General features: G+C 59.1%; 11 protein-coding genes. 6 read left to right on the top strand and 5 right to left on the bottom strand.

What is annotated here, in order from left to right; all coding sequences use genetic code 11:
* Positions 1-17: 17 nt before the first annotated feature.
* Both selD and mnmH read left to right on the top strand, forming a co-directional pair.
* Complete coding sequence (selD, locus tag ACIF4X_RS19010) at positions 18-1052, top strand: selenide, water dikinase SelD (RefSeq protein WP_397483306.1); 1035 nt, start codon at positions 18-20, stop codon at positions 1050-1052.
* Positions 1052-2158: a tRNA 2-selenouridine(34) synthase MnmH gene (gene mnmH, locus ACIF4X_RS19005; protein WP_397483305.1), complete on the top strand. Its 1107-nt coding sequence runs from the start codon at positions 1052-1054 to the stop codon at positions 2156-2158. Before selD ends, mnmH begins: the two co-directional genes overlap by 1 nt.
* A gap of 132 nt (positions 2159-2290) precedes the next feature.
* Here mnmH and ACIF4X_RS19000 read toward each other — a convergent pair whose 3' ends face one another.
* On the bottom strand, positions 2291-2965 hold the full coding sequence (locus ACIF4X_RS19000; RefSeq protein ID WP_099756731.1) for a histidine phosphatase family protein: 675 nt from the start codon (positions 2963-2965) through the stop codon (positions 2291-2293).
* Between the two features lie 405 nt (positions 2966-3370).
* On the opposite strand from ACIF4X_RS19000, the gene ACIF4X_RS18995 reads away from it, so the two are divergent.
* The 3 genes from ACIF4X_RS18995 to hemB all read left to right on the top strand — a co-directional run bounded on the left by ACIF4X_RS18995 (position 3371) and on the right by hemB (position 6793).
* Positions 3371-4780, top strand: coding sequence for a hypothetical protein (locus ACIF4X_RS18995; protein ID WP_397483304.1), 1410 nt, complete (start codon positions 3371-3373; stop codon positions 4778-4780).
* Positions 4781-4864: 84 nt separating this feature from the next.
* Entirely contained in the window at positions 4865-5563 is a 699-nt protein-coding gene (locus ACIF4X_RS18990) for a glutathione binding-like protein (RefSeq protein ID WP_397483303.1), read from the top strand.
* Between the two features lie 255 nt (positions 5564-5818).
* Positions 5819-6793, top strand: a complete 975-nt coding sequence (gene hemB, locus ACIF4X_RS18985) for a porphobilinogen synthase (RefSeq protein ID WP_397483302.1) — start codon at positions 5819-5821, stop codon at positions 6791-6793.
* 96 nt (positions 6794-6889) lie between these two features.
* On the opposite strand, the gene ACIF4X_RS18980 is transcribed toward hemB, so the two are convergent.
* The 3 genes from ACIF4X_RS18980 to ACIF4X_RS18970 form a co-directional block, all read right to left on the bottom strand.
* Positions 6890-7333: a hypothetical protein gene (locus ACIF4X_RS18980; protein WP_397483301.1), complete on the bottom strand. Its 444-nt coding sequence runs from the start codon at positions 7331-7333 to the stop codon at positions 6890-6892.
* Between the two features lie 122 nt (positions 7334-7455).
* Entirely contained in the window at positions 7456-8982 is a 1527-nt protein-coding gene (locus tag ACIF4X_RS18975) for an FAD-dependent oxidoreductase (protein WP_397483300.1), read from the bottom strand.
* A 284-nt stretch (positions 8983-9266) separates the two neighbouring features.
* Complete coding sequence (locus tag ACIF4X_RS18970; protein ID WP_397483299.1) at positions 9267-11471, bottom strand: TonB-dependent receptor; 2205 nt, start codon at positions 11469-11471, stop codon at positions 9267-9269.
* 274 nt (positions 11472-11745) lie between these two features.
* Between ACIF4X_RS18970 and ACIF4X_RS18965 the strand changes: the two genes are divergently transcribed.
* Entirely contained in the window at positions 11746-12837 is a 1092-nt protein-coding gene (locus ACIF4X_RS18965; RefSeq protein WP_397483298.1) for a DUF1615 domain-containing protein, read from the top strand.
* A 70-nt stretch (positions 12838-12907) separates the two neighbouring features.
* Here the strand turns inward: ACIF4X_RS18965 and ACIF4X_RS18960 are convergent, their stop codons facing one another.
* Positions 12908-13309, bottom strand: a complete 402-nt coding sequence (locus ACIF4X_RS18960) for a hypothetical protein (RefSeq protein ID WP_397483297.1) — start codon at positions 13307-13309, stop codon at positions 12908-12910.
* Positions 13310-13350 lie beyond the last annotated feature (41 nt).

The raw sequence follows: 13350 nt of genomic DNA, 5'->3' as shown, positions 1-13350 counted from the left end.
CAGCCTGAGACTCCCCCATGAGCGAGCCGATTCGTCTGACCCAATACAGCCACGGCGCCGGTTGCGGCTGCAAGATTTCCCCGCAGGTGCTGGAAGTGATTCTGGCCGGCAGTGGTGCGCAGAATCTCGACCCGAAACTGTGGGTCGGCAACGCCTCGCGCGATGACGCGGCGGTGTATGAGATCGATGCCGAGCGCGGTGTGGTCTCGACCACGGACTTTTTCATGCCGATCGTCGACGACCCGTTCGACTTCGGCCGCATCGCCGCGACCAACGCGATCAGCGACATCTATGCGATGGGCGGTGATCCGTTGATGGCCATCGCCATTCTCGGCTGGCCAGTGAATGTGCTGGCGCCGGAAGTGGCGCGCGAAGTGATTCGCGGTGGCCGTGCCGTGTGCGACGCCGCGGGCATTCCGCTGGCCGGCGGGCATTCGATTGATGCGCCGGAGCCGATCTTCGGCCTAGCGGTCACCGGGCTGGTGGAAAAACGCCACATGAAACGCAACGACACCGCGACCGCTGGTTGCCTGCTGTACCTGACCAAACCGTTGGGCATCGGCATCCTCACCACCGCCGAGAAGAAGGGTAAATTGCGCGCCGCCGATGTCGGCGTGGCCCGCGACTGGATGTGCACCTTGAACAAACCCGGCAGCCGTTTCGGCAAACTCGCCGGCGTCACGGCGATGACCGACGTCACCGGTTTTGGTCTGCTCGGGCATCTGGTGGAAATGGCGGACGGCAGCAGGCTCACCGCGCGCATCGCTTATGACCGCGTGCCGCGCCTGGACAGTGTCGAGTATTACCTCGATCAGGGCTGCGTGCCCGGCGGTACGCTGCGCAACTTCGACAGCTATGCGAGCAAGGTGGGCCGCGTGCAGGAGCTGCACAAACGCGTGCTCTGTGACCCGCAAACCAGCGGTGGTCTGTTGATCGCGGTGACGCCTGAAGGCAATGAAGAGTTCCTCGCCGTCGCCGCCGAACTGGGCCTGAGCCTTGCACCAATCGGCGAACTGGTTGAGCGACAGACGAACGCAGTCGAGGTGAATTGATGCTCCGCGACTGCACTGACTACCGAGACATTTTCCTCAACGATCGGCCGCTGATGGACGCCCGCGCGCCGGTCGAATTCTGCCACGGCGCGTTCCCTTGCGTGGTCAATCTGCCGCTGATGAACGACCGCGAGCGTGAACAGGTCGGCACCTGTTACAAACAACACGGGCAGCAAGCTGCGATTGCCTTGGGTGAGCGGCTGGTGTCTGCCGAGGTCAGGGAACAGCGCATTCAAGGCTGGGTCGAGTTTGCCTGTAACAATCCCGATGGCTATCTGTATTGCTTTCGTGGCGGCCTGCGTTCACAGATTGTCCAGCAATGGATCAAGGACGAGGGCGGCATCGATTACCCGCGTGTCGGTGGTGGCTACAAGGCCATGCGCACGTTCCTTCTGGAGACGGTCGATCAGGCTGTGGCCGAATGCGATCTGGTCTTGCTCGGCGGCATGACCGGCACCGGTAAAACTGAAGTGTTGGTGCAGTTGAGCAATGGTCTGGATCTGGAAGGGCATGCCAATCATCGGGGTTCGAGTTTTGGCAAGCGTGCCACCGGGCAACCGAGCAACATTGATTTCGAAAACCGCCTGGCCGTCGATGTGCTGAAAAAACGCGCCGGCGGAATCAGCCAGTTTGTGTTGGAAGACGAGAGTCGGGTGGTCGGCAGTTGTGCCTTGCCGTTGCCGCTGTACCGCGGCATGCAAGCGTCGCCGCTGGTCTGGCTGGAGGACAGCCTCGACAATCGGGTTGAGCGAATCTTGCAGGATTACGTCATCGACCTGCACGCCGAGTTCGTCGCGGTGCATGGCGAGCACGGTTTTGCTCTGTACGCCGAGCGATTGATTTCCAGCCTCAACAATATTCAGCGTCGACTGGGTGGCGAGCGCTATCAACGCCTGTTTTTGCAGATGGAAGCGGCGTTGTCCGAACAGGCGCGCAGCGGTTCGGTCGAGTTGTTCCGTGAGTGGATTGGCGTATTGCTGCGCGATTATTACGACCCGATGTATGTGTTTCAGCGCGAGAAGAAGGGCGGGCGGATCGAGTTTGCCGGGGAGCGGGGGGCGGTGCTGGAGTTCTTGCGTGATCGGTTGAATCAGAAAGACTCATAGTGTTGCCGCCGGCCTCATCGCTGGCAAGCCAGCTCCCACAGGTATCATGGATATACATAATATTTGTGTACACCGCATAACTCTGTGGGAGCTGGCTTGCCAGCGATGGGGCCCGTAAAGGCAACACAAGACTCAGGTCGGGCAGGTTTCCTTGCCATGATCCAGCCCCTGCTTGTAGCTGTGGCTCTGCAAACTGGCCTTGCCGTTGTGCCAGGTCAAAGTCAGCACATACAGCGAGTCAAAATCGTTGCCCGCCCAGTCATCCGTGATGTTCTGCTTCTCGCCGACTGCTTTACCCGCCACCTTGTTGATCAACTCCGGCAGATAGCCGTGGGACCAGGCGGTGTAGATCGTCGAGTTGTGGTACTTGTCTTCCAGCAGCTCACGGGCCAGATCGCTGGTGTCGTTGGCCGAAAACTCGATGTTCACCGGCAGGCCGAGCTTGATCGCCGCCGGGCTGATGGTCATCAGTGGGCGAATGTAGCTGTAAGAGTTATCCAGCTCACCTTCCTCGACATTGCGCGTCGGGTTGGCGGCGAACACGTAATCGGCTTTGCCGAATTTTTCCGGCAGCAGCGTCGACAGGTCGATGGCGCGGTTCAAGCCCTGACAGTTGAGTTGGCCGAGGCCGCCTTCGGGTTTCTCTGCGTGACGCAGGAACACCAGCGTCTGGGTGCCATCCACCGGTTGTGCGCGGCTTTCGCTGGACTCCAGCGACAGAAACAGCGCACTGACGGCCAGCAGGGAAGGCAGGGCCACATACGCGCGATGTTTGAAACGTTTGGCGAATCGCATAAGGATCGTCATGAAATAAAAGGTTCTTCAGCAAATTCGGTTAAGGCTGACAAACCTTTACACCGCGGGCTCCCAGCACCGGGTGTTTTCCCTGTCGTGAACGGCTTCCTTTGCAATAAAGGCATAGCTCAGAGTCCCCTGAGGCCGATTTGGTTCGATCCATCCGAGTGCGTGGCACTTTAGCGGCAAACTTCTACGGCTTGGGCACAGGTTAGCGACAGGATGTTACGGTTCGATGCGGCTGTAGACGACCTTTTGATCCCTATCCACAAGAACGCATAAAACGACCACGCAGGTGCAATACATATGTACCGCACCTGGCGATTTGTAATCGATTGCAATGGCGCATGTGCAATAGCGTTTATCGCGACGTCTGCCCGGATTTTCGTTTGGCAACTTTCTTGAATAGGGATTTTCATGGTCATCGTTCGTAAAACCGCCACCTCCTCGTCGCCCGACCTCGGACCGGTAGACGCAAGCTCGGGTCGTAAAAGAGGCCGCGGCGTGCTCCCCGGTGACGGGCCAGCGAGCAAGACTTCTCTCCTTGATGACAATCAAGTGCAGGAGCGTACTGCCACTCAACCGGAACTATCGCTTGCCCATGTCAGGCTTTCTCCATTGAAGTCTGCCGAGGTTTTGCCGGTTCGTTCCGTGGTCCAGTCACTTGAAAACTATCGCTTGAGAGCGCCCGCCAGCTTGCCTGCGGCCAACACACAGGGCTTGAGGGCCTTCAAGGACCGCCTGTACGCAGAGATCGCCCCGGGCGAGATCGTTCTGGTTCGGCAAACCGCGACAACCGGCGAGTATCGGGCGACGTTGACGTCTGAGTTGACCGCTTCGGGACCGGCGCTGGCCTATGATCCGCAAAACCGGATATGGAAGCTCGAGAGCGCTCAGTCGTCCCCTGACAAGGGCGATGTCATTGATATCGATATTGATGAGCTGATTCGCGGTTTCAGTAATGATTCGCCGCAAAAAAACCGGGCTCATGATGGTAACGACGACTCGATCGAGCGCGATACGTTAATGGATGTCACTCTGGTTGCGCGTGGGTTGACCCAGTTTTCGCCCAGACAGGTCGAACTCATTCGCTCGGAGTTGCGAGTGGTCGAAACCGTGTTCTCTAACGCCAACGACGTCATTGGCATGAAGCTGCCAGACGCCGATACGGTTTACGAAAGCTTTTTCGGCGCTGACCACCGGATCATTGCCGCGCAATTCGCTGATTCAGTCTCACGCGGCCTGGCGCTTTCCAGGGAGTATCAAGGTGTTTGGGGCGCAGATAAATTCATCGGCGTCGATGTCGACAACCAGAGTTCGGCATGGATGTACAAAAGGGATTTTCATGGTCGGTTCTTCATCAATCGCAAGTTCATGAAGCGCGGTATGTTGAGTGTGTCGTTGGGTCATGAAATGTTGCACACCAACAGAGTCGATCGATTCAAGGCCATCGGGCCGAATGCTGCCGATTTTTTCTATCTGCACGATAATCTGCAGACTTTGCTGGTTTCGGATCCGCGGATTGTTTACGACGTCTCGGAGCGTAGCGTTTCCGACGCGATCATGCGCGGTGGGTTGACGGTCGATTACATGAAAGCCACCAGTGACTATCACGACAGCTTCCTGTTCGGTGTCAGCGGTTACCTGGGAATCGTCGACGATGTAGAGCTTGATGAGGCGGTTGGGCTGTTCAATGCCAATTCGCAATTGCGCGCGCACATGGCCGCGAACAATGCCGACAGCATTTTTTTTGCGGCCAAAAGCCTGCAAACGTGGTATCGCAGCAAAATTGAATACATGCGTCTTGATAGCCTTATCGATGACTGATGCGAGCGGGCATCGGCCGAAAGATCACAGCCTGCGGCGGCTCTGAATTATGATCTGGCTTTAAATTGTGACTGGATGCTTCCCATGACCGATCTGTCCGCGTTCCCGATCACCCAGAAATGGCCGGCGCAGTACCCTGACTGGATTCAGCTCTATTCCTTGCCGACGCCAAACGGCGTCAAAGTCTCGATCATGCTCGAAGAAATCGGCCTGCCGTACGAGCCGCACAAGGTCGCATTCGACAGCAACGATCAGTTGTCCGCAGAATTCCTCTCGCTGAACCCGAACAACAAGATCCCGGCGATCCTCGATCCCCACGGTCCCGAGGATCAGCCGCTGCCGCTGTTCGAATCCGGGGCGATTCTGATTTATCTGGCCGACAAGAGCGGTCAGTTGCTCGCGCAGGAAGGCGCGCAGCGCTACGAAACCCTCCAGTGGTTGATGTTCCAGATGGGCGGCATCGGCCCGATGTTCGGCCAACTTGGTTTCTTCAACAAATTCGCCGGCAAGGACTACGAGGACAAGCGTCCGCGTGATCGTTATGTCGACGAAAGCAAACGTCTGCTCAAAGTGCTCGACGGCCGGCTTGAGGGCCGTGACTGGATCATGGGCGAGCGCTACACCATTGCCGATATCGCCACGTTCCCGTGGGTGCGCAACCTGATCGGGTTTTATGAGGCCGGTGATCTGGTCGGCATTCAGAACTTCCCGAATGTCACCCGTGTGCTGGAGCGGTTTCTCGCGCGTCCGGCCGTTATCCGGGGCTTGACCATCCCTTCCTGAATTTCGGGCTTTACACATGACCCTTTGGGAGCTGGCTTGCCAGCGAAGAGGCCGGCACAGTCGACATCAAGGTTGACTGAACCACCGCCATCGCTGGCAAGCCAGCTCCCACAGGGATCCACAGTGTTTCGAAAGATTATTGCACCCCCGGTAATGCACTCTTGATTGATCCAGGTTTGTACCCCAACCCCCGCAAGGCATAAGCTTCGCCCCCTACGACTTTCGTCTCATCTGCCGTTTTCAGGAAAGGCCCCCATGTCCAGTCAGTTCCCCGAAGCACGTCCCCGCCGTCTGCGCCGCAATGCGAGCCTGCGCAGCCTGTTCCAGGAAACCGAGTTCAGCCTGAACGATCTGGTACTGCCGATTTTTGTTGAAGAAGAAATCGACGACTTCGTGCCGATCAAAAGCATGCCCGGGGTGATGCGTATTCCCGAGCGCAAACTGGCCAGCGAAATCGAGCGTTATGCCCGTGCCGGCGTCAAGTCGGTGATGACCTTCGGCGTGTCCCACCATCTGGACAGCAACGGCAGCGATACCTGGCGCGAAGACGGTCTGGTTTCGCGCATGTCGCGCATTGCCAAAGATGCCGTGCCGGACATGATCGTGATGTCCGACACCTGCTTTTGCGAATACACCGATCATGGCCACTGCGGCGTGATGCACAACCATGAAGTCGACAACGACCAGACCCTGATCAACCTCGGCAAACAAGCCGTGGCGGCTGCCCGCGCCGGTGCTGACGTCATTGCGCCATCGGCAGCGATGGATGGACAAGTGCGGGCGATTCGCCAGGCGCTGGATGCGGCCGGATTCACGCAGATTCCGATCATGGCGTACTCGACCAAATTCGCTTCGGCGCTTTATGGCCCGTTCCGCGAGGCCGGTGGCAGCGCGCTGAAGGGCGACCGCAAAAGCTATCAGATGAACCCGATGAACCGCCGCGAAGCCCTGCGCGAATCGCTGCTCGACGAGCAGGAAGGCGCCGATGCGCTGATGGTCAAACCGGCCGGCGCGTACCTCGACATCATCCGCGATATCCGTGAAGCCTCGAACCTGCCGCTGGCGGCGTATCAGGTCAGTGGCGAGTACGCGATGATCAAGTTCGGCGCGCAGGCCGGGGCGATCGATGAAGATCGTGTGGTGCGCGAAAGCCTGGGCGCGATCAAGCGTGCGGGTGCGGATCTGATCTTCACTTACTTTGCGATGGATCTGGCATTGGCCGGGATCTGAGAAAAGGATCGCAACTTGCAGCATTGCCTGTATGGAGTGGGTGCTCCTTGGAGGCAGATGCGTCAGGTTGCGATCGTCTGCATAACTCGATTTTTATCAGGGAAGCGCTTTGCTGAGTTTGACGTCTAACGACGCGGTGACATGCAGCGTTGAAGAATCGGTTTTGTGTTCGATGGGATCGAAATCAGCTTTGATTTTTCCACTGAAAAGAGTTTTATTCTCAGAAATCGTTAGATACAAGATCGATTGATTGGGCGATGCGTACGTCCAACCCGCATGGCTTGCTAGATACACTGCGGCGTACTGGTTGTAGGTCGAAGGTATTTCATATGTTCCATCTTCGAGATCGCTGAAAATTTGAAATATAAAAGACCTGTCGTTGGCCGCCGTTCTCCCTCGGAACTCATATTTTACCCACTGGGTTGAACGCAACTCGATCAAAGCAGTATTTAAAGGTTGGTGGTCGGGGACTTCGAACAGTGCGTTTAATGTTCCAGTGACCTCTATGTCTTGCACTTGATCTGCGGTGGACAGTTCCATCTTCATTGCTCCTTACAAACGGTGAGCAATGATTAGAGGTGGCGCAGCGCAAAGCGTCTACTGTCAGAGTTGACAGGTGTTCAGGTCTTTCCGACGAATGGCTGGTCAAGGAAATGTGAAGGTCACTGAAAAGGCCGGATGCCGTGGTCGCGGAAGTAGCGTTCAATCACCTTCGGATCCGCGCTGTTCTCGGCAATCGCCACATAGGTATCCGGGCGCAACAGATAAAAGCCGTTACGCCCCAATCCTGCCGTTTCAAACGCCGGACGCCAGTCGAACACATGCAGCGGCAGGTGATGTTCATGGCACCAGGCAATCATTTCATCGCTGGTGTCGCCGTACACATGCACCTGCCAGCACGGCTGCCTGAGCGGTTCGTAATTATCCCCCTCGCCATCATGCGCCCACGGCAAGCGATCACCGCCGTGGACGTGGCCGGCCGCGCCCTGGCTTAGCGGCATGCCGCGATAGTTGAGGGTAACTTGCGACACGGTGCGAAAGAGGAATTCGCGACTGGCTTCGAATGAGGCCATTTTCGGGATCAGAAACGGCGCCACGCGCATGCGCAGCAGATCAGCCATCCGCCCTTCGGCGGTGACGAAACTGAAGACCTTGTCGGTGGTCGACACCAGCCGGCGGGCGAAGGCAATGCGTTCGGTTTCGTAGCTGTCGAGCAGGCCCGGTTCGGCGGCGCCGCTGAGCACGGCGGCGAGTTTCCACGCCAGATTGATCGCGTCGCCAATCCCGGTGTTCATGCCCTGACCACCCGCCGGGCTGTGCACATGCGCGGCATCGCCCAGCAGAAACGCGCGGCCACTGCGAAAGTGCTCAGCGACGCGATGATGCACGCGGTAGGTCGAGAACCAGTGCACGTCTTCGATGTGCACTTTCAGGTGTTCGATGGCGCGGCTGCTGACATCGGAAAACTCCAGGCTTTCGGCGCGATCCGCACGTTCGTCACGCACGGTGCCGATCAGTCTTGCGCGGCCTTCGCCGGCCAGCGGGAACACGGCGAGAAAGTCCGCTTCATCCAGGTCCAGGTGCAGCTCGCCGTTCATTGCCGGGCCGCTGGCCTTGACGTCGGCGACGTAGAAAATCTGCTGATAAGTGCCGCCGGGAAAACCGGTGTCGAGGGTTTTGCGCACCACTGAACGGGCGCCATCACAACCGGCCAGATAACAGGCCTGACAGATTTCCTGTTCGCCATCGGGCAGGCGCAAGTGCGCGGTGAGGCCGTCGCCGGTTTCTTCGAAGCTTTCCAGCGCGGTGTCGCGTTCGACCGTGATGCCGTAGTCCTCAAGGCGTTCGATCAGCAGCCGTTCATGCTCGTCCTGCGGGAATATTTCAACGAACGCGTAGGGCGTCAGGCCTTCGCCGATGCGGTTCAGCGGCAACTGTGCGACCGGTTTGCCGTTGACCCAGAAATTCGCTGCCGCTACTCGATGACCGTTGCGCACCACGGTGTCGGCGAGGTCCAGTTGCCGGTACAACTCGAGGGTGCGCGCCTGCACCGCCAGTGCTCGCGAAGTGGTGCCGGGCGCGGAGGTTTTATCGATGATGCGTACGCGTACGCCGAATTTGCTCAGCCACAGGGCTAGCACCAGCCCGGTCGGGCCGGCGCCGATGATCAGGACGTCGCTGCGGTTCATGGGCCTGTCCTCCGTTTGCTGTGCAGCAAGTATGGATCAGCAGGCGAGGGTGGCCAGTGGATCGGCCAGACGGGGATATTTTGATGGTGTTCGACTGGGGTGCTGTTATGTGACGTAAATAGTGGCCCCTCACCCCAGCCCTCTCCCGAGGGAGAGGGAGCCGATTTGGGTGCCTTTCAAAGCCTGAGTTCAACTCGGTGGCACACGTCGGCGTAACTCGAAAGAACACCACGGTCAGTCCCCTCTCCCTTTGGGAGAGGGCTAGGGTGAGGGGCTTTTAAGCCTTAGAAATCAATAGTCCCGGACAACTTGGCAACCCGCGGCTCACCCTGCGTCAGATAACCACCCTGAGCCGATTCCCAATACTTCTTGTTCGCCAGATTTTCCACGCCCAGACGCACGGTCACGTCCTTCTCCGAGACCTTGAACGCATAACGCGCGCCGGCATCGAAGCGGTTCCAGGTCGGCAGGCTGAGGTTGTTCGCCGCGTCGGCGTATTGACCTCCGGTGCGCAGCATCCGCGCATTCAGCGCTACGCCTTGCAGGCCGGGCACGTCCCAATCCGCACCAGCGTTGAACTGGAAGGTCGGCACGCCGATAGCACGGTTGCCGTCGTTGGCGCCGTCGAGGGTATTCTTCAGTTCGGTGTCCATCAGGGTCAGGCCGCTGATCAGACGCAGGCCCTGGATCGGCTCGCCGAACACGTTCATTTCCACGCCTTTGTTGACCTGCTCGCCTTCACGTACGTAGGTGCAGGTGGTGGCGCTGTCGATTTCGCAGTAACCATCGCTTGGCTGTTCGATGCGATAGACACCCAGGCTGGCGCCGTAAGTGCCCATGTCGACTTTCACCCCGACTTCGGTCTGCTTGGAACGTGCGGGTGCATAGACTTCGTTGCCGTTGGTCACGCGGAAGCCGCCGGTGCTGGTCGGCGATGTCGGGCCCTGGGCCAGACCCTCGATGTGGTTGGCGTAGAACGACACGTGTTCCCACGGCTTGAACACCACGCCATACACCGGGGTGGTGATCGATTCGTCGTAGCTCGACTTGCGACCGCCACTGCCCCAACTGGCGTAGTTGTAGCCTTGCACCACCAATTGCTGACGACGCAGGCCGGCGGTGACCAGCAGGCGATCATCGAAGAAACCGAGGGTGTCGGAGAGTGCCACACTGCGGTTGAAGGTCTTGCCGACGATGCCGGGATCATTCAAGTCGCCACCGGAGAAGTTACCGACCGGCGACGGTGTCTGCACCGGGTGATAGATGTTGTTGGCGTACTTGGTCAGGTCGAAATCATAGGCGCTGCGCTGTTCGGCCCAGATGCCGGTCAGGCCAAAGTTCAGCTTGTGGCTGACCGCGCCTGTGTTGAATTTACCGTTGAGGCCGGCCATCACGCTGGTGTTGTCTTCATCGTGCGGAATGAACGAGCCGGTGGTGAACGAGGCGCCGTTGTTGCCGACCAGCGTGGTCGAGTTGTAGCGCCCGACTTCGCGGGTGTGCTTGGCGCCGGCGGCGGCGTAGGCGGTCCAGTTGTCGTTCAGGTCGTACTCGGCGCGGAGCATGCCGAAGGTGTCTTCGATGTCGGTGTAGCCCCACTTCGGCGCGTAGTTGGTGTCGGACGATGGCGCGTCCGGAATGTGCGTGGCGGTGCCGAGGTTGACCGAGTTGCGGCCACCGTTGACGCGCTCTTTCTGGTAGGCGAAGTCGCCGGAGAGGCGCAGGGCGTCGCCGCGATAATCGAGGCCGATGGCGAACAGTTTCGAGCGCTGGTTCTCGTGGTCGATACCGGTGTCACCTTCGCGCTGGGACAGGTTGATCCGGGCGCCGAAGCGGTTGTCTTCACCGAAGCGCTGGCCGATGTCGAAGTGATGACCGATGCGGCCTTCGCTGTTGATGTCGGTGGTGTACCGACGCAACGGCACGTCACCGGCACGTTTCGGTTGCAGATTGACGCCGCCGCCGATGCCGGAACCGGTCGGGGTCACGCCATTGATAAAGGCGTTCGGGCCTTTGAACACTTCCACGCGCTCCAGGGCGTCAGTGGAAATGATCTGCCGTGGCAACACGCCGTACAGGCCGTTATAGGAAATGTCGTCGCCGTTCAGCGGCAGGCCGCGGATCATGAAGACCTGCGCCTGGTTGGAGAAACCCGAGGCCTGACGCACCGACGAATCGTTGAGCAGCACATCGGCGACGTTTTCGGCCTGCTGATCCTGAATCAATTGTTCGGTGTAGGACGCGGCGCTGAACGGCACGTCCATCATGTCCTGATTACCCAGCACGCCAAGTTGACCACCGCGTGCGACCTGGCCACCCGAGTAAACCGGGGGCAGGGCGTTGGGTGTTGGGGCCTGGGCATTGACGTTGACGTCGTCCAGCACCAGCGCCTTGTTGTCGCCGTCGGCGGCGTAAGCGGTGACAGTCAGGGAGCACAGCAGGGCGAGAAGCGTCGGGCGAAACGGGGCGGTGAGTCGAGCTGGAGCGGGCATGTATGTACCTGGAGGCGCACGGCCGGTGAGAAAGATAAGGGCGGCGCGGGAACTCCTTGCGCAAATGCGACTCCAGGTGCAAATGATAGTTTTTCTCAGTAACGTTTTGCAATCAGTTTGTCATCACCCCTTCAAAACCCACATTCCTGTGTAGGAGCTGCCGCAGGCTGCGATCTTTTGATCTTGTTTTTTAAAGTAAAAAGATCGCAGCCTGCGGCAGCTCCTACACGGATTGTGTATGGTGGTTCTGGCTTACTGGACTGGATGGAGCAACATGCACAACCCACGATTACCGATCACGCTCGCCGCACTGCTGGTGCTCGCCGGTTGCGCGGGGCAGCGCAGCCAGGAACCGGTGCCACGTCCGCCCGCTGAAGTGAAGGCCGAGATCGTGCGGCTGATGCCGGCCAAGACCGCAGATCGGCAAGGTTGGGCCAGCGATATCTACGCCGCATTTGCCGCGCAGAACATCAGCCCGACCACGCAAAACCTCTGCTCGGTGCTGGCCGTTGCTGAACAGGAATCGACCTTTCAAGCAGACCCCACCGTACCCGGTCTGGGCAAAATCGCCCGTGACGAGATCGATCGCCGTGCCGCCAAAGTGCACATCCCCAGCCTGTTGGTCAGCGGCGCGCTGCAAGTGCGCTCAACCAACGGCAAAACCTACAGCGAACGCCTGAATGCGGCACGCAGTGAGAAAGAACTCAGTGGCATTTTCGACGACTTCATCGGTCGGGTGCCGATGGGCCGCACGCTGTTCGGCGGCTTCAACCCGGTGCACACCGGCGGGCCGATGCAGGTCAGCATTGAATTTGCCGAGCAGCATGCCAAGGATTATCCGTATCCGGTGGACGGCACGATCCGTCACGAAGTGTTCAGCCGCCGTGGCGGCATGTATTTCGGCATCGCGCACTTGCTCGGTTATCCGGTGAGTTATCGCGAGCCGTTGTATCGGTTTGCCGACTTCAACGCTGGTTGGTACGCCAGTCGCAATGCCGCGTTTCAGAATGCGGTGAGCCGTGCTTCGGGCATTCCACTGGCACTCGATGGCGACCTGATCCGCTACGACTCGATCATGCCCGGTGGCACGGAACTGGCGGTACGCACCCTCGGCAAGTCGCTGGGCATGCGCAACCCGACCATTCGCGATCAACTGGAGAAGGGCAAAACCCTGGAATTCGAAGAGACCAAGCTCTATCAACGGGTATTCGAATTGGCGGAGCAAGCGGAGGGGAAAAAGCTGCCACGTGCAGTGTTGCCGGGGATCGTGCTGCAGAGTCCAAAGATAACCCGCAAGCTCACGACGGCGTGGTTTGCCAAACGCGTGGACGAGCGCTACAAGCGCTGCATGGCCAAGGCCGGATAAAACACCCAGGCATAAAAAACCCGGCCAAGGGAGCCGGGTTTCTCTGGGGTGTTGCGCTTGCCGCCATCATTCAGGCAACGCGGCGTTCGATCAAACGGTCCGAACCACCTTCGGCAACGCGGCGTTCGAGCAGACGATCCGAGCCACCTTCGGCAACACGGCGTTCCATCAGACGATCCGAGCCACCTTCGGCAACGCGGCGTTCCACCAGACGATCCGAGCCACCTTCGGCAACGCGGCGTTCCAGCAGACGATCCGAACCACCTTCAGCCACGCGGCGTTCGAGCAGACGATCCGAGCCACCTTCGGCAACGCGGCGTTCGAGCAGACGATCCGAACCACCTTCAGCCACACGGCTTTCGATCAGTTTGTCCGAGCCGCCTTCAGCGATCATGGTGTGGGCCGGGGTTGCGGCGAAAGCGTTGATAGCGAAGACCGAGAAAGCGATGCCGAGAAGGGTTTGGCGTTTCATGAGGGTGTGCTCCGGGGTGTTATTGGTTGGTATGGAGCTGA

Origin of the sequence: Pseudomonas sp. NPDC085632, from assembly GCF_044541255.1 — a bacterium.
Classification (GTDB): Bacteria; Pseudomonadota; Gammaproteobacteria; order Pseudomonadales; family Pseudomonadaceae; genus Aquipseudomonas.
This window is presented reverse-complemented; position numbering and strand designations above follow the sequence as displayed.